The sequence below is a fragment of the Pseudomonas sp. JAI120 genome (assembly GCF_014207255.1).
Classification (GTDB): domain Bacteria; phylum Pseudomonadota; class Gammaproteobacteria; order Pseudomonadales; family Pseudomonadaceae; genus Aquipseudomonas.
Genome location: NZ_JACHCZ010000004.1, coordinates 1 through 19,842 on the forward strand (window position 1 = coordinate 1; position 19,842 = coordinate 19,842).

The following is a 19,842-nucleotide window of genomic DNA, read 5'->3' on the forward strand; positions in this document are numbered from 1 at the left end:
AAGCAATTCGCCGTCTAATCCTGCATAACTCTTTGTTTACCAAGGAGTTTTACGTTTCGACTGCGCCGGAAGTGGGGCGAATTATAGACTTCCAGGATCTGCCGTCAACCTTCTTTTTCATCTTTCTGTCATATAAGTCAAAAACGCAAAAGCCGGCCCCAAGGGGCCGGCTTTCTGCTTACTGAGGCTTACAAGCTAGGGAAAGCGAATTGCGACGCTTCATGGCTGGCCCGCTGCGGCCAACGCTGGGTGATCGCCTTACGACGGGTGTAGAAACGCACCCCATCCGGCCCATAGGCGTGCAAGTCGCCAAACAACGAACGCTTCCAGCCACCAAAGCTGTGATAAGCCACCGGCACAGGCAATGGGACATTCACACCGACCATACCCACTTCAATTTCGTCACAGAACAGACGCGCCGCTTCACCGTCACGGGTGAAGATGCACGTACCGTTGCCATACTCGTGATCGTTGATCAGTTGCATCGCCGCTTCCAGGCTGCTCACCCGGACCACGCACAATACCGGCCCGAAGATCTCTTCCTTATAGATGCGCATCTCAGGCGTCACATGGTCAAACAGACTACCCCCCAGGAAGAAGCCGTCTTCATTCCCGGCAATACTCAGTCCACGACCATCAACCACCAACTCCGCACCAGACGCAACACCGTCTTCTATGTAGCCGCTGACCTTATCCCGCGCCTGGCCCGTCACCAGTGGCCCCATATCCAGTCCACATGTCGTGCCCGCACCGATCTTCAGCGCCTTGATCTGTGGCACCAGCTTGGCGATCAACGCATCCGCCACCTGATCACCTACGCACACCGCCACCGAGATCGCCATGCAGCGCTCGCCACAGGAACCATAGGCCGCGCCCATCAAAGCACTGACCGCGTTATCCAGGTCTGCATCCGGCATCAGCACAGCATGGTTCTTCGCCCCACCCAGTGCCTGTACGCGCTTACCGCGTTTGGTCGCTTCGGAATATATGTACTCGGCAATCGGCGTCGACCCCACAAAACTCAGCGCCTTGACTTCCGGCGCCTCGATCAACGCATCCACCGCGCCCTTGTCGCCGTGCACAACACTCAGCACACCTTTAGGCAGACCGGCTTCCTGCAGCAGTTGCGCGATCAACAACGTCGAACTCGGATCACGCTCCGAAGGCTTGAGGATGAAGCAGTTACCGCAAACAATCGCCAGCGGATACATCCACAGCGGCACCATCGCCGGGAAGTTGAACGGGGTAATACCGGCCACTACGCCCAAAGGCTGGAAGTCCGACCAGGCATCAATGTTCGGCCCGACATTGCGGCTGTACTCGCCCTTGAGAATCTCCGGCGCCGAGCACGCATACTCAACGTTCTCGATCCCGCGCTTCAGTTCGCCAGCGGCATCTTCCAGCGTCTTGCCATGCTCCTCGCTGATCAGCTGCGAAATACGTGCTTCGTTCTGCTCCAGCAATTGCTTGAACCGGAACATGACCTGCGCGCGCTTGGCCGCCGGCGTGTTACGCCAAGCCGGAAAGGCCGCCTTGGCCGAGTCGATAGCACGTTGAATGGTTTCGCGGCTGGCCAGTGGCACTTGGTGAATCACCTGGCCCGTGGACGGGTTATACACATCGGCAGTACGGCCGGACTCACTGACCAACTCACCGTTGATCAAATGCTGGATAAGACTCATGCAGGGCTCCTGAAAAGTTGTTCTATATAGAAGGAGAAATCAGTCGATCTTGTTCAGCACTTCGCCGACCGCATCGAACAGGCGATCCAGGTCCTGCGGCTTGCTGTTGAAGGTTGGCCCGAACTGCAGGGTGTCACCGCCAAAGCGCACATAGAAGCCCGCTTTCCACAGAGCCATGCCGGCCTCGAATGGACGCACGATGGCATCACCGTCACGTGGGGCAATCTGGATCGCACCGGCCAGGCCGTAGTTACGGATGTCGATCACGTTCTTGCTGCCCTTCAAACCGTGCAGCGCATTCTCAAAGTGCGGCGCGGCTTCGGCCACGCTCTGCACCAGGTTTTCCTTCTGCAACAGGTCCAATGCCGCCAGGCCCGCCGCGCAGGCAACCGGGTGCGCCGAATAGGTGTAGCCGTGGGGGAACTCCACCGCGTATTCCGGCGTGGCCTGGTTCATGAAAGTCTGATAAATCTCGCTGCTGGCAATCACCGCACCCATTGGGATCGCACCGTTGGTGACTTGCTTGGCGATGCACATCAGGTCCGGGGTCACGCCGAAGCTGTCAGCGCCGAACATCGAGCCGGTACGACCGAAGCCGGTGATCACTTCGTCGAACACCAGCAGAATGTTGTGCTGGTCGCAGATCTCACGCAGGCGCTTGAGGTAACCCTGCGGCGGCACCAGCACGCCAGCGGAGCCGGCCATCGGTTCGACAAACACAGCGGCGATGTTCGACGCGTCGTGCAGTTCGATCAGCTTGAGCAACTCATCAGCCAAAGCAATACCGCCCTGCTCCGGCATGCCGCGAGAGAAAGCATTGCTCGCCAGCAAGGTGTGAGGCAGATGGTCAACGTCCATCATCGCCTGACCAAACATCTTACGGTTGCCGTTGACGCCGCCCAGGCTGGTACCCGCGATGTTCACACCGTGATAACCACGGGCGCGGCCGATCATCTTGGTCTTGGTGGCCTGGCCCTTCAGGCGCCAGTAGGCACGCACCATCTTCACCGCAGTATCGGCGCACTCGGAACCGGAGTCGGTGAAAAACACGTGATTCAGGTTGCCTGGGGTCAAATCGGTGATCTTTTCCGCCAGTTGGAAAGACAATGGATGGCCGTACTGGAAGCCTGGGGAGTAGTCAAGCGTGCCCAGCTGCTTGGCGACCGCCTCCTGAATTTCCTTGCGCGTATGCCCGGCGCCACAGGTCCACAGGCCCGACAACGAGTCGTACACCTTGCGCCCCTTGTCATCGGTCAACCAGCTGCCTTCGGCGGCTACGATCAGACGCGGGTCACGCTGAAAGTTACGGTTGGCGGTGTAAGGCATCCAGTGAGCGTCCAACTTCAATTGGCTGGCCAGGGACGATGGGGCGTTTTCGGGCATGTTCATCAGCAAAACCTCGCAGGGCAACAGGCAGCGTCGGGATTGAAAAAGCGTTGTTGCAGCTAAATTGCCACGGGCATAAAGTCGGTGAAATCCAACTCTTCTAACCTTCAGTCAGGGCTTCACTAAACTATGAGCAGCCGTCGACCCGATCCCCTGGCCCAAGTCAGCGACTTCGATATCCGCCTGTTGCGCATCTTTCGCAGCGTCGTGGAGTGCGGCGGCTTCTCGGCGGCGGAAACCGTGCTTGGCATCGGCCGCTCCGCCATCAGCCAGCAAATGAGCGATCTTGAGCAGCGGCTCGGATTAAGACTTTGCCAACGCGGCCGTGCCGGTTTCTCGCTGACCGAAGAAGGCCGCGAGGTCTACCAATCGGCCCTACAACTACTAAGCGCCCTGGAAAGTTTCCGCACCGAGGTCAACGGTCTGCACCAGCACTTGCGCGGCGAGTTGATCATCGGCCTCACCGACAACCTGGTCACCTTGCCCCACATGCGAATCACCCACGCCCTGGCACAGCTAAAGGAACGTGGACCGGACGTACAAATCCAGATCCGCATGATCGCCCCCAATGAAGTCGAACAAGGCGTACTCGACGGCCGCCTGCATGTCGGTGTGGTGCCCCAGGCCAGCGCCCTGTCCGGCCTGGAATACCAGGCGCTGTACAGCGAACGCTCACTGCTTTACTGCGCGGTTGGCCACCCCCTGTTTTATGCCGACGACAAGCAACTGGGCGACGAGCGCATCGACGCCCAGGACGCCATCGCCCCCACCTTCCGCCTGCCCGCCGAGATCCAGGCCCATTACCAGGCACTCAACTGCACCGCCAGCGCCTCGGACCGCGAAGGCATGGCATTCCTGATTCTCACCGGTCGCTACATCGGTTACTTGCCCGACCACTACGCGAGCCTATGGGTGCAACAAGGCCGACTGCGCGCGCTGAAACCGGCTACGCGCTTTTACGATTTAAGCCTCGCATCGGTCACGCGCAAAGGCCGTCGCCCTCATTTGGTGCTGGAAAGCTTCCTGGAAAGCCTGGCGGCAACGCGCTAACTCGGGCCTTACGCAAAAAGCTGAGCACCTGGACAGCTTTTTGCAAGGACACCAGGACCTAGAACCGTCCGCCTCGAGTTTGCTTGCCATGCCACCAGAATCCTCCAGCCCCAGTGACCTGATCTACGGTCTCAATGACCGCCCCAAACCCGCCCCTGCCTTGCTGGCCGCACTGCAACATGTGCTGGCCGCTTTTGTCGGCATCATCACGCCACCGCTGATCATCGGCTCCACCCTGGGCCTGACCGCACACTTGCCCTACCTGATCAGCATGGCGTTAATGGTGTCCGGCGTCGGCACATTCATTCAGGCCCGTAGGCCATTTGGGATCGGCGCCGGGATGATCTGCCTGCAAGGCACCAGCTTTGCGTTTCTGGGCGCAGTGCTGTCGGCCGGCTTTCTGGTCAAGCAACGCGGCGGCAGCCCGGAAGACATCATGGCGATGATCTTCGGCGTGTGCTTTTTCGGCGCCGCAGTGCAGGTCATTCTCAGCCGCTTTATTGGTCAACTGCGCCGAGTGATCACCCCGCTGGTGACCGGGATTGTCATTACCCTGATCGGCATCAGCCTGATCAAGGTCGGTATCACTGACCTGGGCGGCGGTTTCAACGCACCGGACTTCGGCGCACCGACCAACCTTGCACTGGGTCTGTTCGTGGTGCTGACAATCATCTTGCTCAACCGCTCCAACACACCCTGGGTGCGCCTCTCGGCGATCATCATCGGTCTCGCCCTCGGCAGCCTCGCAGCCTGGTTCAGTGGCAAGCTGGTCCCCCAGGCACTGGGCGACTTGCCTTTAGTCAGCCTGCCGATCCCCTTTCGATTCGGCTTCAACTTCGACTGGAGCGCCTTCCTGCCGATCGCGCTGATTTATCTGATCAGCAGCATCGAAACCGTCGGCGACCTCACCGCCAACTGCATGATCGCGCGCCAACCCATCAGCGGGCCTTCCTATATAAGCCGACTCAAAGGCGGCGTCCTCGGCGATGGTGTCAGTTGCATGATCGCCGCCACGTTCAGCGCCTTCCCCAACACCACCTTTGCCCAGAACAACGGCGTGATCCAACTGACCGGCGTGGCCAGCCGCTACGTCGGCCTGTACATCGGCGTGGTGCTGTTCTGCCTGGGTTTGTTCCCGTTGATCGGTGCCGTGGTGCAACAAATCCCCAAGCCCGTGTTGGGCGGCGCAACCCTGGTGATGTTCGGCAGTGTGGCCGCCGCCGGCGTACGCATCCTCGCCCAGGCCCCCCTGGACCGTCGCAGCATGCTGATCATCGCCACCTCGTTCGGCGTCGGCCTGGGCATCGCCGCCCAACCGAACCTGCTGCACCTAATGCCAACCCTGGTGCAGAACCTGTTCGACTCGGCCATCACCAGCGGCGGCCTGACCGCCATCGTGTTGTGCCTGTTACTGCCGGAATCCAAGGTGCCCGCTCCTGCCGCAAACCACGCGCAGGAAAGCGACACCCTGGAACCGCTTTGACGGTTTTATTGCATCGGGACTTGTCTGAGGCTTGAGGGTGGGTTATCTGTGCACACGTCGTCTCTATCGATCAGCACGGAAACCTCCATGAGCCTCGAAGTTCCTGCCCACAGCAACCACGCCGGTAAGCCCGCCAGCCGCATCCGGCAAAAGAACGAACAAGCGATTCTCCAGGCTGCTGAAGATGAGTTCGCGCGCCATGGCTACAAGGGCACCAGCATGAACACCATTGCTGCCAGCGCCGGGCTGCCCAAAGCCAACTTGCACTACTACTTCACGAACAAGCTGGGCCTGTATATCGCAGTGCTCAGCAATATCCTCGAACTGTGGGACAGCACCTTCAACACGCTGACCGCCGAGGACGACCCGGCCGTGGCCCTCTCCCGCTACATCCGCACCAAGATGGAGTTTTCGCGGCGCCAGCCCCAGGCCTCGCGGATTTTCGCCATGGAAATCATCAGCGGTGGCGAATGCCTGACCGAATACTTCAGCCAGGATTACCGCGCCTGGTTCAGTGGTCGGGCGGCGGTGTTCCAGGCCTGGATCGACGCCGGCAAGATGGACCCCATCGACCCCGTGCACCTGATCTTCCTGTTGTGGGGCAGCACTCAGCACTATGCCGACTTCGCCACCCAGATCTGCCGCGTCACCGGTCGCACCAAGCTGACCAAGCAAGATATGGAAGACGCCGGCACCAACCTGATCCACATCATTCTCAAGGGCTGCGGCATCAAGCCGGCCCTCTAGACGAAGCTATTTATGTCTTTCACGCTCACCGGCCTTTGCGAGTTCCGCGAAGAAATTCGCAAAAGCCGCTTCATTACCCTGGCCGCACCGATCACCAGCCCGCAAGAAGCCCAGGCATTTTTCGAGCAGCACAGCGACCTCAACGCCACGCACAACTGCTGGGCCTGGAAGCTGGCCGATCAATACCGCAGCAGTGACGACGGCGAACCCGGCGGCACCGCAGGGCGGCCGATCCTGGCGGCCATCGAAGCCCAAGGTTTTGATCAGGTCGCAGTGCTAGTGATTCGCTGGTATGGCGGCATACAACTCGGTACCGGCGGCCTGGCCCGCGCTTATGGTGGCGGTGCGAACAAGTGCCTGCAAAATGCCGAGCGCATCGAACTGATCAGCCGCGTGCCGCTGAGTTGCGCCTGCGCTTTCTCCGAGTTGAACCTGGTCAAACTGCGCGTCGCCGAGTTGGGCGGGCTGGTGCTGGAAGAAACCTTCACCGCCAATGGCGTGGAGTTACAACTGGCCCTGGGCGAAGCCCACATCGGCACCCTGCAAACCCAGCTCGCCGACCTGAGCCGTGGGCGCATCCTGCTGCAACGCTGAAACTGCTAATGTTGTCCGCTGAACACCCTGAACCGCGACTTTTAAAGGAAGCCTTCATGCCTACGCCAAAAACCGCACTGATCATCGGCGCCTCACGCGGGCTGGGCCTTGGCCTGGTCAAGCAATTGCTCCAGGACGGCTGGGACGTGACCGCCACCGTGCGTGACCCGAACAAGGCCGATGCCCTGAAAGCCGTGGGCCCGGTGCAGATCGAGAAACTCGACATGGACGATCAGCAGGCCGTGATCGCCCTGAACCAACGCCTCAAGGACCGCACCTTCGACTTGTTGTTCGTCAACGCAGGCGTCAAGGGCCCCGCCAATCAAGAACCTGGCCATGCCACCCTGGCGGAAGTCGGCCAGCTGTTCTTCACCAACGCCGTGGCGCCGATCAACCTGGCCCAGCGCTTCGTCGGGCAGATCCGCAAGGACAGCGGCGTGCTGGCGTTCATGAGTTCGGTGCTGGGCAGCGTGACCATCCCCGATGGCTCGGACCTGGCCCTGTACAAGGCCAGCAAGGCCGCGCTCAACTCCATGACCAACAGCTTCATTACCCAACTGGGCGATCACAAACTTACCGTGCTGTCGCTGCACCCGGGCTGGGTAAAGACCGACATGGGCGGCGAAAACGCGCACATTGATGTCGACACCAGCGTGCGCGGCCTGGTGGACCAAGTGAACGCCTACACCGGCAAGGGCGGCCATCACTTCGTGGACTACAAGGGCGACACCATCGCCTGGTAAGCCGCACAGGGTCGTTATCGAGCGATTGCCGTCGATAACGATCCACGCGTAGACTGCCCACCTCGCCCTCACCGGCGACCCTGGATCAGCAGACAGGGCATCACTGAGCTGGCAAACCTGAACCCATTATTCAGAGGAGCCGGCCAATGCCTGCGACCCGTATCTGGTTAAAAACTCCCCTCGCGATTTTCACCGCCAACGACCTCGACGCCCGTGGCGGCCTGGTGCTGCAAGACGGAGTGATCAGCGAAGTGCTGGCACAGGGTCAGGAACCCGCACAGCCCTGCGCCCAAGTGTTCGATGCGCGTGAGCATGTGGTCCTGCCAGGGCTGATCAACACCCACCATCACTTCTATCAAACCCTGACCCGCGCCTGGGCGCCGGTAGTCAATCAGCCATTGTTTCCCTGGTTGAAAACCCTGTACCCGGTCTGGGCGCGACTGACTCCGGAAAAACTCGCCCTGGCGTCGAAGGTGGCACTCGCGGAGTTGCTGCTCTCGGGCTGCACCACGGCGGCAGACCACCACTATCTGTTCCCCGACGGCCTGGAAAACGCCATCGATGTGCAAGTCGACAGCGTGCGCGAGCTGGGCATGCGTGCCATGCTCACCCGCGGTTCCATGAGCCTGGGCGAAGCCGACGGCGGCCTGCCACCGCAACAGACGGTGCAACAGGGCCAGGTCATCCTCGACGACAGCCAGCGCCTGATCCGCGAATACCACCAGCGCGGCGACGGTGCGCACATCCAGATTGCCCTGGCACCCTGCTCACCGTTTTCCGTCACCCCGCAAATCATGCAGGCCAGCGCCGAACTGGCCAACAGCCTGGATGTGCGCCTGCACACCCACCTGGCCGAAACCCTCGACGAAGAAGATTTCTGCCTGCAGCGCTTCGGCCTGCGCACGGTGGATTACTTGGACAGCGTCGGCTGGCTCGGCCCGCGCACCTGGCTGGCCCATGGCATTCACTTCAACCCGGATGAAATTGCGCGCCTTGGCGCCGCCGGTACGGGCATCTGCCATTGCCCAAGTTCCAACATGCGCCTGGCCTCCGGCATCTGCCCGACCCTGGACCTGATCGCTGCCGGCGCGCCCATCGGCCTGGGTGTGGACGGTTCTGCCTCCAACGATGCGTCAAATATGATCCTTGAAACCCGCCAGGCCCTGTACATCCAGCGCCTGCGTTACGGCGCCGAAAAGATCACTCCCGAAGGCGTGCTGGGCTGGGCAACCAAAGGATCGGCGCAGCTACTGGGGCGTACGGATATTGGTGAATTGGCCGTAGGCAAACAGGCCGACCTGGCGCTGTTCAAACTGGATGAACTGCGCTTCTCCGGCAGCCATGATCCGATCTCCGCACTGCTGCTGTGCGGCGCGGATCGGGCGGACCGGGTGATGATCGGCGGCAAATGGCGGATCATCGATGGGCAGGTGGAAGGCCTGGACCTGAAAGGCTTGATCGCCGATCACAGCCAGGCGGCGCGGCAACTGATCGCCGGAACCTGAGTCAAACACCGGTCAAAATGTGGGAGAGGGCTTGCCCCCTCCCACATTGGAGTGCGCGGTGCTTACAAACCCAACAGCGACAACATGATAAAGGTCGCAAACAACACAAAATGGGTCATCCCCTCGATAGCATTGGTTTCGCCGTCGTTGAGGTTGATCGCGCTGACAATCAACGTGATCAACACCATCACCGTTTGCACCGGCGTCATCGCCATCTGGAACGGCTGGCCGGTGTAGAGCGCCATGGCTTCCATCACCGGCACCGTCAGGATCACCGTCGACAACGACGCGCCCAGGGCAATGTTCACCACCGACTGCATGCGGTTGGCCAGCGCCGCACGCAAGGCCGTCAGAATCTCCGGTGCCGCCGAAATAGCCGCCACCACGATCGCCGTGATCACCGGCGGTGCGCCCGTGCCTTCCAGGCCCAGGTCGAGGGTCTTGGACATCACCTCGGCCAGCGCACCAATCACAATCACACCGAACACCAGAGTACCGATGGAAAACGCCAGGTTCACCGGCGGCGACGCGTCTTCCTCAGGAAGTTTCTTGCGGCGCTTTTCCGGGTAGCTATAGCTGAAGAAATAACTGTGCGGCCCCACCTGCATGCGCAGGAACAAGGTGTAGAGCACCACCATCGCGCCGATGGTGAAGGCCGAGTAAATTTTCCAGTCGGCTTCGGGGATAAACTCCGGCACCACCATCGACACGCCCATGGCGGTCAGGATCATTACGCTGTAGGTACGTGCCGAATCATCATTGTAGGACTGTTCGCCATGCTTGATGCCGCCCATCAACGCTGCCAGACCGAGGATGCCGTTGATATCGAGCATCACCGCCGAATAAATGGTGTCGCGCACCAAGGTGGGTGACGGCTCGTTGCTCATCATGATCGCCAGGATCACCACCTCCACCAGCACGGCGGCGAGGGTCAGGATCATGGTGCCGTAGGGGTCGCCGACCTTTTCTGCGAGTTGCTCGGCGTGGTGGGCCACACGCATCGATGCCACCACGATAAAACCGATCAACACCACGCCGGCCAACAACGCCACCATTTGCCCGCTGTGCAGCATCCAGTGCTCCAACGGGTAGGCGGCGATGGCGGCAATCAGCGCCAGCAACATGAATTTTTCTTGCTTGAGGGATGTGAGCATTCCGGGCCTTTTAGTACGGCAAATCAGTCATTGATGGGGTACAGACTGCGCCAAGCCGCTAACGTTTCGTTACACCTTAGTTCACACGGTCCTTGCGTGAACAAATCGAATACTCTCCTGCTGGTCAGGTTTTGCCGATTATTTCAGCCATGGCCTGTAGAATGCCGCCATTGCACCTGATGAGAATTTAGAAAATGTACGATTGGCTCAACGCCCTGCCCAAGGCTGAATTGCACCTGCACCTGGAGGGCTCGCTGGAGCCTGAGCTGCTGTTCGCCCTGGCTGAGCGCAACAAGATCGCGCTGCCGTGGAACGACGTCGAAACCCTGCGCAAGGCCTATGCCTTCAACAACCTGCAAGAGTTTCTCGACCTGTATTACAAGGGCGCCGATGTGCTGCGCACCTCCCAGGACTTCTACGACCTGACCTGGGCCTACCTGCTGCGCTGCAAAGCCCAGAACGTGATCCACACCGAACCCTTCTTCGACCCGCAAACCCACACCGACCGTGGAGTGCCGTTCGAAGTGGTGCTCAACGGCATCGCCGCCGCGCTCAAAGATGGTGAGCAGCAGCTGGGCATCACCAGCGGTTTGATCCTCAGCTTCCTGCGTCACCTGAGCGAAGCCGAAGCCGAGAAAACCCTCGACCAGGCACTGCCGTTCCGTGACGCGTTCGTGGCCGTGGGCCTGGACAGTTCGGAAATGGGTCATCCGCCGAGCAAGTTCCAGCGTGTGTTCGACCGTGCCCGACACGAAGGCTTCCTCACCGTCGCCCACGCCGGCGAAGAAGGTCCGCCCGAGTACATCTGGGAAGCCATCGACCTGCTGAAAATCCAGCGTATCGACCATGGCGTACGCGCCATCGAAGACGAGCGCCTGATGCAGCGCATCATCGACGAGCAGATCCCGTTGACCGTTTGCCCGCTTTCCAACACCAAGCTCTGCGTGTTCGACGACATGGCCCAGCACAACATCCTCGACATGCTCGAACGTGGCGTGAAGGTAACGGTGAACTCGGATGACCCGGCGTACTTCGGCGGCTATGTCACCGAAAACTTCCACGCGCTGTACACCTCGCTGGGCATGACCCAGGACCAGGCCAAACGCCTGGCGCAGAACAGCCTGGATGCGCGCCTGGTAAAACCCTGACTGCACGCAATGTCATCATCGCCAGGTCCATGGAATCGAAAAAATCCAGGGCGATGATGATAAGGAGTACGCGGCGGTAACCGTCGGCGCTAGGGTTGTTCGGACATGGCCAATCGGGCGATTTCTGCCAGCCCGTTATCGTTGAGCTGCACCGCCCGGGACTCGTTGACCAGGCTGATCCAGTTCGATTGCAGGAACAGCTGCAACAGCCCCGCACCCAGCGCGCCGCCCAGGTGCGGTTGCCGCTGGCTCCAATCGAAGCAGTCGCACACCAGTGGCGACGCCAGCGCCTGGGTGTAAATACCCAGGCCCGCCAAGTGCCGTGCGCCCTTGACCGTGACTTCAATGCGTTGTTCATGACGCTCGATCCACCCCGCCGCCAACATCCGCTCATACAGCTGCGCCGCCACTTCGCCGCCGAGGTGGCCCTGGCACAGCCGCGCATGTCGCAACAGTGGCGGCGCCACCAACACCGGCGGTGAAGCATGCGGTGCGCTACGTGCTGCGCTGGCCAGGGTCGTACTGGCCAAGGCATCGATGGCGACGCTGACATCGGCAGCCGCCACGCGGAACAGTCGCTTGCCACGCCCGCCCTCGGTACGCAGCAAGCCACTCCCCGTCAGTCGTGCCAGATGAGCATTGGCCGAGGCGGGTGACAGCCCGGCAAGCGTTGCCAATTCCTCCGAGGACTTGGCCGAGCCGTCCATCAGGGACCAGAGCATGGCGGTGCGTTTGGGCTCGGCGAGCAAGCTGGCGATCTGACTGATGCATGGTGCTTCTTCCATCGATTCACTCCCTATCGAATTATTTTTCTGATGCGGTGGGCGCCAAAGTATAGGTGCGTAAACCAGCGGTTCCGCGGTGTCTGACAGCGTGAGTAGGGACAGGAGCTGAGTGAAATTTCCTTGTCTGATGGAGGCTATTACGTCGTACACAATCGATACGGCAATTGAGCGGTCAATATCGCACAGCGCGACACGAGCATTTCCCGCAGCAGGTTGATAGGTTTGCTCAACTGGGCCCGGTGGGCGCACAGCAAATTGAGCGGTGTGCGCTCGCCACGCAACTCAGGCAAGACCAGGCGCAAGCGCCCGGCCAGTACATCGGTGCTCACATCCAGCCAGGATTTGTAGGCAATGCCCACGCCCGCCACCGCCCAGCGGCGCACCACATCGGCATCATCGCTGAAGCGGTCGCCACTGACTGTGAGGCTGATTTCACGTTTGCCATCGTGAAAGGTCCAGTGGTCATGGACTCGGCTGCCAAGCATGTAAAGCAAGCAATTGTGCTGGGCCAATTGCTCCAGGTGTCGCGGCTCGCCATAACGCGCGAGGTAGCTGGGGGCTGCGCATAACACACGAACGTTGTGCGGCGCGACGGGCAGGGCGATCAGACTCGAGTCTTCGGGTTCGCCATAGCGCAGGGCAATGTCCACCGGCTGGCGGAACAGGTCGGCAATCCGATCACCCAACAGCAGGCGTACGGTGAGTTGCGGGTACTCGTACTGAAATTCGTCCAGCCAGGGCAGTAATTGGTTGCGGCCGAAATCCGAAGGGGCCGAGAGTTGCAATACCCCGCTGACATGGTCCTGACCACTGGCCAATAAGCGCCGTCCTTCGTCCAGGGAACTCAGCGCAGCGCGGGCATATTGCAGGAAGCCTTCACCTTCGGCGGTAAGGCGCAGGCTGCGGGTGGAGCGCGCCAGCAGACGCGCGCCCAATTGCTGTTCGATGCGCTTGAGCGCCGCACTGGCCACGGCGGGCGACAGGTCCATCACCCGCGCCGCCGCCGACAAACTGCCCAGGTCCGCCGCGCGTACAAACAACTGCAAATCGTCAAAACGCAGCATTCACCCACCCATTATCAAAATATTATTGAAACAGCGTGCTGTTTTAGCCGCTTTTATCTTGCAGGGAAATGGCCAATCATCTACCCATCCCGTTATCACGTGTCTGGAGTTGAATATGTCCACAGCCTTTAACGTCATCGCCACGCTGATCGCCAAACCTGGCCAACAGGCCACCTTGGAGCCGCTGCTGCGCGACTTGCTGGAACCCACGCGTCTTGAAGCCGGCTGCGAGCAATACGACCTGCACCAGGATCTGCAGCACCCGGAGACCTTCTACATGCTCGAACGCTGGAGCGATGACGCAGCACTGGCCGACCACGACCAGAGCGCGCATATCCAAAGTTTTCGCGCTAAAGCCGCTGATGTCATCGAACACTTCGAACTCAAGCGCCTGAAGTTTCTCGCCTGATCACCGCCTTTTTCCGGAGCCCCCATGAAAGCCATTGCCTACTACGCATCACTGCCGATCAACGATGAAAAATCCCTGCAAGACATCCAGCTGCCGGAGCCCGTTGCCGGTCCCCGCGACTTGCTGGTGGAAGTCAAAGCCATCTCGGTCAACCCGGTGGACACCAAGGTGCGCCAGAACGTCGCCCCCGAAAACGGCGCGGCCAAAGTGCTGGGCTGGGACGTGGCCGGTGTGGTCAAGGCCGTCGGCAGCGAAGTGAGCCTGTTCAAAGTCGGCGACAAGGTGTTCTACGCGGGTTCCCTGATACGCCCAGGCGCTAACAGCGAACTGCACACCGTCGATGAGCGCATTGTCGGCCACATGCCCAAGAGCCTGGGCTATGCCGAAGCCGCCGCGCTGCCGCTGACCGCCATCACCGCCTGGGAGCTGCTATTCGAACGCCTGCAAGTGCGTGAAGGTAAAGAGGCTGAAGGCCAGAGCCTGCTCATTGTCGGCGCCGCCGGTGGTGTGGGTTCGATCCTGACCCAACTGGCCAGCCAGCTCACCGCACTGACGGTGATCGGCACCGCCTCGCGCCCGGAAACCCAGGAATGGACCAAGGCACTCGGCGCCGACCTGGTGATCGACCACAGCCAACCGCTGAGCGAAGCGTTGAAACAAGCCGGCCACCCGCAGGTAACCCACGTCGCCAGCCTGACCCAAACCGAGCATCACCTGGACCAACTGGTCGAAGCGCTGCAACCCCAAGGCAAGCTGGCGCTGATCGACGACCCCAAGGCGCTGGACGTGAGCAAACTCAAGCGCAAGAGCCTGTCACTGCATTGGGAGTTCATGTACACGCGCTCGATGTTCGAGACGCCGGACATGATCGAGCAGCACAACCTGCTCAATCGCGTGGCCGAACTGATCGACGCCGGCACCTTGAAAACCACGCTGGGCGAGCACTTCGGTGTGATCAATGCGGCGAACCTGCGCCGTGCCCATGCGCTGCTGGAAAGCGGCAAGGCCAAGGGCAAGATCGTGCTGGAAGGGTTCTGAAGATAACGTCTGTCAGTGTCGTCCGTTATTCGTGTGAGTGATGGACGACACCACTAGTCAGAGAGTTGATCTTTGTCATATTTGTGAGCGTATTCGGGTTTATATTGGCCGCCTTTGCCACGATTCTTTTACGTGAGGAAGTCAGCAATGAAAATCCTGATAAAAGCGTTAGCAAAATCCCCAGGAAACAAATGGCAGGTTCGTCTCGACGGCGATGCGTTCACCTTCCGCAGCGAGGCCGAGGCCCGCGCCTTTGCCGATACCCTGCAAGCCCGTATCCGGGCCCCCCACCGTTTCCCACTCAGCCAGCAACGCTCCGCCGCTGGCTGACCTGCATTTCAGCCCTGCGCCTGCGTGGCCCTTGCCCGTTGCAGGCGCTGGGTCGACATCGCAATCGTCACCGCCAACACCCCGCACAAGCTGATGACCATCGCCATCGGCATCGCCGTGCCGTCGTGCAGCACGCCCACCAACGAAGCCGCCCCTGCCGCCACACCAAACTGAATGCAACCGAGCAAGGCCGACGCACTGCCGGCCCGGGCGCCCTGCCCGCTCATGGCGCAGGCCGAGGTGTTGGGCAGAATGCAGCCCAGGCTGGCGATACAGATGAACAGCGGTACCAGCAACGGCCATAGAGCATCGGTGCGCAAGGCCGCGATGCCCAGCAGTGACAGCGCTGCCAGCAGATAAACCCACACCGTACGCGACAGCAGAAACGCCGGGCCACGTTTGGCCAGCAGCCGCGCGTTAACCTGTGCAACCAGGATGAAGCCGGCGGCGTTGGAGCCGAACAGCCAGCCGTAATGCTCAGCGGGCACGCCATAGAGTTTGATAAATACGAACGGGGAGCCGGCGATATAGGCAAACATCCCGGCAATCGAAATGCCCCCGGTCAGGGCGTAACCGAGGTAGACCCGGTCTGATAACAGCGCGCCGTAGCGGCGTAGCGACCCGGACAAGGGCTGACGCGGCTGATGGGCCGGAAAGGTCTCCGGCAAACCGACCGCCACGGCGATCGCCGCCATCACGCTGAAGATCGACAGCGCGAGGAAAATCGACTGCCAGCCCCACAACCCGACCATCACACCACCCGCCAATGGCGCCAGGATCGGCGCCAGGCCGGTCACCAGCATCAGTTGCGAGTACACCTTGGCCGAGCCCACCGCATCACATTTGTCACTGACCACTGCACGGGAAATCACCATGCCTGCGCAACCGCCCAGGGCCTGCACGAAGCGTGCGCCAATCAGCCACTCCAGGGAGGGCGCGTACGCGCAGGCAAAGGACGCCAGGGTAAACAGGGTCACGCCGCTGAGCAGCGGGCCGCGCCGACCGAAGCGGTCCGCCAGCGGGCCGTAGATCAACTGGCCGATGGCCAAGCCAGCGAAATACACCGCCAGGGTCAACTGGATATGTTTTTCGTCGGTCCCGAAGGCCGTCGCCATGGCAGGAAAGCCCGGCAGATAGAAGTCGATCGCCAACGGCGCGAAGGCGCTCAAGGCACCCAGAATCAGGATTATGCGAAGGTTCATCAGGCACCCAAGTGTGTCGGCAGCCCGACAGTTTAGCCGCGCTTGGGTGCATTGAATACGATAGCTCGCTAACTATTTGAATGGGTCAGGCCAGCTTGGCGGTGTAGCCCTCTTCGGTGATCAGGCTGATCACTTCATCGGCAGACAGACGGCTTTCGACGCCCACCTCTTTCGCCGCCAGGTCGACCTTCACGCTGGCCGCGGGGTCCTGGCTCTGCACCGCCTGGGTGACCGCCCGAACGCAATGGCCGCAGGTCATTCCTTCAACGCTGAATATTTGCATGACATGACTCCTTTGATGAGGTTGAACCCAGTCTCGACCTTGCCACGATGGCAAGGTCAAGTTCTGAAACTTTCGGCCGGGCTGGTATTACACCGCTCCGTCGGCCAAGCTTCACCCATCTTTGATTCAAACCACGGAGCATTCGCCATGCGCTGGTCGTTTTTTGGCCTTGTCGGCCTGATGAGCTTATCTGCCGCCGCGCCTCAGGCCCTCGCCGCAGAAGACTATGCGGTGCTGATCATTTCCCGCGAACGCCTGGAAGTACCGACTAATTGCGAAATCGGTCTGTACATCCAGGACCAGTTGGCCGGGCGCCTGTTCCAGGAACAGTCCACCTCGTTCAACCTGCCCGCCGGCAATGTGTCGCTACGCCTGAAACTGCTGCCGGGCCAGTCACCGGGCTGCTTGCCTGGCCTGCTCGCACCGCCGGCGCAGAACATCACGCTCAAGGCCGGTGACGTACGCAAGCTGCGCATTGCCCAGGGGCCGGAAGGCATGTACCTCAAACCTGCGGCACTGGAATACTGAAGGCGCTTGACCTTCCCCACAGGTCAAGGTTGATCCTAGGGGCAACTTCTCTGGAGGACTGCCCCATGAATGGACCCACCACCTTTGACCTGCCCATCGGCGGCATGACCTGCGCCAGCTGTGCCGGGCGTGTCGAGCGCGCACTGGGCAAAGTGCCGGGGGTGCAAAGCGTCAGCGTCAACCTGGCCAACGAGCGCGCGCACGTCGAAGTGCTGGGCCAGATAGATCCGGCCGTGCTGATCGCCGCCGTCGACAAAGCCGGCTACACCGCCAGCCTGCCGCAAAGCGAAACCAAGACCGAAGCCGATCAGGCCCAACGCCTGCACCGCGAGCGCTGGTCGCTGGTGCTGGCGATTGTGCTGGCATTGCCTCTGGTTTTGCCGATGCTGGTACAACCCTTCGGCCTGCACTGGATGCTGCCGGCCTGGGTGCAATTCGCCCTGGCGACCCCTGTGCAATTCATCTTCGGTGCGCGCTTCTATATCGCGGCGTGGAAAGCCGTGCGTGCCGGTGCCGGCAATATGGACCTGCTGGTGGCCATCGGCACCAGCGCCGGTTACGGCTTGAGTCTCTATGAATGGCTGACCGCGCCCGTGGGCACCATGCCCCATCTGTACTTCGAAGCGTCGGCCGTGGTGATCGCCCTGGTGTTGCTCGGTAAATACCTGGAGAGTCGCGCCAAACGCCAGACCGCCAGCGCTATCCGCGCCCTTGAAGCCCTGCGCCCTGAACGCGCCATTCGTGTACAGGATGGCCGCGAGGACGATGTGGCCATCAGCGCGCTCAAGCTCGATGACCGGGTGCTGGTCAAACCCGGCGAGCGGTTCCCGGTGGACGGCGAAGTGGTAGAAGGCCAAAGCCATGCCGATGAAGCGCTGATCAGCGGCGAAAGCCTGCCGGTGCCGAAACAACCTGGCGACGCCGTGACCGGCGGCGCCATCAATGGCGAAGGCCGCCTGCTGGTGCGCACCACCGCACTCGGTGCCGAAAGCGTACTGGCACGCATCATCCGCCTGGTGGAAGACGCCCAGGCCGCCAAGGCACCGATCCAGAAGCTGGTGGATAAAGTCAGCCAGGTATTCGTGCCAACCGTGCTGGTGCTGGCGTTAATTACGCTGGTGGGGTGGTGGTTATACGGTGCGCCGCTGGAGACCGCGATCATCAACGCCGTGGCGGTGCTGGTGATCGCCTGCCCTTGCGCCCTCGGGCTGGCCACACCGACCGCCATCATGGCCGGCACCGGCGTCGCCGCACGCTACGGCATCCTGATCAAGGACGCCGAAGCGCTGGAGCGCGCCCATGAAGTGAGCACCGTGGTGTTCGACAAGACCGGCACCCTCACCTCCGGCACGCCAAAAATCGCCCACTTGGTCGCGGTGGATGGCAATGAAGCCTTGCTGCTGCAACAGGCCGGCGCGCTGCAACGCGGCAGCGAACACCCGCTGGCCAAGGCCGTGCTGGATGCTTGCAGCGAGCAAGGGCTGACGGTGGCGGATGTAAGTGCCAGCCAATCCCTGACCGGGCGCGGCATTGCCGGTACCCTCGACGGGCGCCAACTGGCGTTGGGAAATCGGCGCCTGCTGGAAGAAAGCGGCCTGGACGCGGGTGGGCTGGCCGACTCCGCCACGGCCTGGGAAGCCGAGGGCCGCACCTTGTCCTGGCTGATCGAGCAAGGCGCGCAACCGCGTGTGCTCGGGCTGTTTGCCTTTGGTGACACGCTCAAGCCTGGCGCGCTGGAAGCGGTGGCACAACTCAAGGCCCGACACATCAGCAGTCACTTGCTCACCGGCGACAATCGCGGCAGCGCCCGCGTCGTCGCCGAAGCGTTGGGCATCGACGACGTACACGCCGAAGTCCTGCCAGCCGATAAAGCCGCCACCGTCGCCGAACTGAAAAAAACCGGCGTGGTAGCCATGGTGGGCGACGGCATCAACGACGCGCCGGCCCTGGCCGCCGCCGATATCGGTATCGCCATGGGCGGCGGCGCCGACGTGGCCATGCATGCCGCCGGTATCACCCTGATGCGCGGCGACCCACGCCTGGTCCCGGCCGCCCTGGAGATAAGCCGCAAGACCTACGCCAAAATCCGCCAGAACCTGTTCTGGGCCTTTGTGTATAACTTGATCGGCATTCCCCTGGCCGCGTTCGGACTGCTCAACCCGGTGCTCGCGGGCGCGGCCATGGCCTTGTCCAGCGTCAGCGTCGTGAGCAATGCCTTGCTGTTGAAAACCTGGAAACCAAGCACTTGGAAACCGTCAGATTTGGAGGATCAACGCCCATGAACATCGGCCAAGCCGCCCGGCAAAGCGGGCTGAGCGCGAAGATGATTCGCTACTACGAATCCATCGGCCTGCTCAAAGCGGCCCATCGCACCGACAGCGGCTACCGCATCTACGGCGCCGATGACCTGCACACCCTGGCGTTTATCAAACGCTCGCGGGACCTGGGGTTTTCATTGGAAGAGGTCGGCAAACTGCTGACCCTGTGGCAGGACCGGCAGCGAGCCAGCGCCGATGTGAAAGCCTTGGCGCGCCAACATATCGATGAGCTGAACCAGAAGATTCTGGAGTTGGGGCAACTGCGCGATACGTTGCAGGACCTGGTCGAACACTGCCAGGGTGATCACCGGCCGGATTGTCCGATTCTCAAGGAGTTGGCGTCGGGAAGCTGCTGCGCGTGACGGAATCTATCTGAATGCATGCAAAACCAAA

Annotated in this window: 21 protein-coding genes; 14 read left to right on the forward strand and 7 right to left on the reverse strand. The window is 61.2% G+C overall.

Going from position 1 to position 19,842, the window contains the following annotated elements; all coding sequences use genetic code 11:
- Positions 1-185, forward strand: a 185-nt coding sequence (locus HDC32_RS31875; RefSeq protein ID WP_221462005.1) for a hypothetical protein, incomplete at its 5' end; no start/stop codon positions are given.
- 3 nt (positions 186-188) lie between these two features.
- On the opposite strand, the gene HDC32_RS21075 is transcribed toward HDC32_RS31875, so the two are convergent.
- Together HDC32_RS21075 and HDC32_RS21080 are read right to left on the reverse strand one after the other, a co-directional pair.
- The gene (locus tag HDC32_RS21075) at positions 189-1,682 is read right to left on the reverse strand and encodes a CoA-acylating methylmalonate-semialdehyde dehydrogenase (RefSeq protein ID WP_131696661.1); all 1,494 of its coding nucleotides are present in this window, start codon (positions 1,680-1,682) and stop codon (positions 189-191) included.
- Between the two features lie 39 nt (positions 1,683-1,721).
- Positions 1,722-3,071 (reverse strand): aspartate aminotransferase family protein, encoded by a 1,350-nt coding sequence (locus tag HDC32_RS21080; RefSeq protein ID WP_131696662.1) that lies wholly within the window; start codon positions 3,069-3,071, stop codon positions 1,722-1,724.
- Between the two features lie 126 nt (positions 3,072-3,197).
- Here HDC32_RS21080 and HDC32_RS21085 point away from each other — a divergent pair, with 126 nt between their 5' ends.
- The 6 genes from HDC32_RS21085 (at position 3,198) to HDC32_RS21110 (ending at position 9,190) form a co-directional block, all read left to right on the forward strand.
- Positions 3,198-4,118, forward strand: coding sequence for a LysR family transcriptional regulator (locus HDC32_RS21085; protein WP_027607943.1), 921 nt, complete (start codon positions 3,198-3,200; stop codon positions 4,116-4,118).
- A gap of 88 nt (positions 4,119-4,206) precedes the next feature.
- Positions 4,207-5,601 (forward strand): uracil-xanthine permease family protein, encoded by a 1,395-nt coding sequence (locus tag HDC32_RS21090; protein WP_184745335.1) that lies wholly within the window; start codon positions 4,207-4,209, stop codon positions 5,599-5,601.
- A gap of 87 nt (positions 5,602-5,688) precedes the next feature.
- Positions 5,689-6,348 carry a TetR/AcrR family transcriptional regulator gene (locus HDC32_RS21095; protein ID WP_027607945.1) on the forward strand — a complete coding sequence of 220 codons (660 nt, stop codon included), beginning with the start codon at positions 5,689-5,691 and terminating at the stop codon, positions 6,346-6,348.
- A gap of 12 nt (positions 6,349-6,360) precedes the next feature.
- Positions 6,361-6,942 carry a YigZ family protein gene (locus tag HDC32_RS21100; RefSeq protein WP_145336109.1) on the forward strand — a complete coding sequence of 194 codons (582 nt, stop codon included), beginning with the start codon at positions 6,361-6,363 and terminating at the stop codon, positions 6,940-6,942.
- Positions 6,943-6,998: 56 nt separating this feature from the next.
- The gene (locus tag HDC32_RS21105) at positions 6,999-7,685 is read left to right on the forward strand and encodes an SDR family oxidoreductase (RefSeq protein WP_131696666.1); all 687 of its coding nucleotides are present in this window, start codon (positions 6,999-7,001) and stop codon (positions 7,683-7,685) included.
- A 146-nt stretch (positions 7,686-7,831) separates the two neighbouring features.
- Positions 7,832-9,190 (forward strand): 8-oxoguanine deaminase, encoded by a 1,359-nt coding sequence (locus HDC32_RS21110; RefSeq protein WP_184745337.1) that lies wholly within the window; start codon positions 7,832-7,834, stop codon positions 9,188-9,190.
- A 62-nt stretch (positions 9,191-9,252) separates the two neighbouring features.
- Here HDC32_RS21110 and HDC32_RS21115 read toward each other — a convergent pair whose 3' ends face one another.
- Positions 9,253-10,344, reverse strand: a complete 1,092-nt coding sequence (locus tag HDC32_RS21115; protein ID WP_145336105.1) for a calcium:proton antiporter — start codon at positions 10,342-10,344, stop codon at positions 9,253-9,255.
- Positions 10,345-10,538: 194 nt separating this feature from the next.
- Here HDC32_RS21115 and HDC32_RS21120 point away from each other — a divergent pair, with 194 nt between their 5' ends.
- Positions 10,539-11,492, forward strand: coding sequence for an adenosine deaminase (locus HDC32_RS21120; protein WP_043051475.1), 954 nt, complete (start codon positions 10,539-10,541; stop codon positions 11,490-11,492).
- A gap of 89 nt (positions 11,493-11,581) precedes the next feature.
- On the opposite strand, the gene HDC32_RS21125 is transcribed toward HDC32_RS21120, so the two are convergent.
- Positions 11,582-12,277, reverse strand: a complete 696-nt coding sequence (locus HDC32_RS21125; protein ID WP_167656889.1) for a helix-turn-helix transcriptional regulator — start codon at positions 12,275-12,277, stop codon at positions 11,582-11,584.
- A gap of 137 nt (positions 12,278-12,414) precedes the next feature.
- Positions 12,415-13,341 carry a LysR family transcriptional regulator gene (locus tag HDC32_RS21130; protein ID WP_184745339.1) on the reverse strand — a complete coding sequence of 309 codons (927 nt, stop codon included), beginning with the start codon at positions 13,339-13,341 and terminating at the stop codon, positions 12,415-12,417.
- 115 nt (positions 13,342-13,456) lie between these two features.
- Here HDC32_RS21130 and HDC32_RS21135 point away from each other — a divergent pair, with 115 nt between their 5' ends.
- The 3 genes from HDC32_RS21135 to HDC32_RS21145 all read left to right on the forward strand — a co-directional run bounded on the left by HDC32_RS21135 (position 13,457) and on the right by HDC32_RS21145 (position 15,118).
- Positions 13,457-13,750: a putative quinol monooxygenase gene (locus tag HDC32_RS21135; protein ID WP_131696671.1), complete on the forward strand. Its 294-nt coding sequence runs from the start codon at positions 13,457-13,459 to the stop codon at positions 13,748-13,750.
- Positions 13,751-13,774: 24 nt separating this feature from the next.
- Positions 13,775-14,788 carry a zinc-binding alcohol dehydrogenase family protein gene (locus HDC32_RS21140; protein WP_131696672.1) on the forward strand — a complete coding sequence of 338 codons (1,014 nt, stop codon included), beginning with the start codon at positions 13,775-13,777 and terminating at the stop codon, positions 14,786-14,788.
- Between the two features lie 147 nt (positions 14,789-14,935).
- Positions 14,936-15,118 carry a hypothetical protein gene (locus HDC32_RS21145; RefSeq protein WP_131696673.1) on the forward strand — a complete coding sequence of 61 codons (183 nt, stop codon included), beginning with the start codon at positions 14,936-14,938 and terminating at the stop codon, positions 15,116-15,118.
- A gap of 8 nt (positions 15,119-15,126) precedes the next feature.
- On the opposite strand, the gene HDC32_RS21150 is transcribed toward HDC32_RS21145, so the two are convergent.
- Positions 15,127-16,320 carry a multidrug effflux MFS transporter gene (locus HDC32_RS21150; protein ID WP_141605441.1) on the reverse strand — a complete coding sequence of 398 codons (1,194 nt, stop codon included), beginning with the start codon at positions 16,318-16,320 and terminating at the stop codon, positions 15,127-15,129.
- An 85-nt stretch (positions 16,321-16,405) separates the two neighbouring features.
- Complete coding sequence (locus HDC32_RS21155) at positions 16,406-16,603, reverse strand: heavy-metal-associated domain-containing protein (RefSeq protein WP_053134724.1); 198 nt, start codon at positions 16,601-16,603, stop codon at positions 16,406-16,408.
- Between the two features lie 147 nt (positions 16,604-16,750).
- Between HDC32_RS21155 and HDC32_RS21160 the strand changes: the two genes are divergently transcribed.
- The 3 genes from HDC32_RS21160 (at position 16,751) to cueR (ending at position 19,811) form a co-directional block, all read left to right on the forward strand.
- On the forward strand, positions 16,751-17,131 hold the full coding sequence (locus HDC32_RS21160; protein ID WP_027607958.1) for a hypothetical protein: 381 nt from the start codon (positions 16,751-16,753) through the stop codon (positions 17,129-17,131).
- Positions 17,132-17,196: 65 nt separating this feature from the next.
- Positions 17,197-19,413: a cation-translocating P-type ATPase gene (locus tag HDC32_RS21165; protein WP_184745341.1), complete on the forward strand. Its 2,217-nt coding sequence runs from the start codon at positions 17,197-17,199 to the stop codon at positions 19,411-19,413.
- The gene (gene cueR, locus HDC32_RS21170; RefSeq protein WP_131696676.1) at positions 19,410-19,811 is read left to right on the forward strand and encodes a Cu(I)-responsive transcriptional regulator; all 402 of its coding nucleotides are present in this window, start codon (positions 19,410-19,412) and stop codon (positions 19,809-19,811) included. Before HDC32_RS21165 ends, cueR begins: the two co-directional genes overlap by 4 nt.
- Positions 19,812-19,842: the final 31 nt, after the last annotated feature.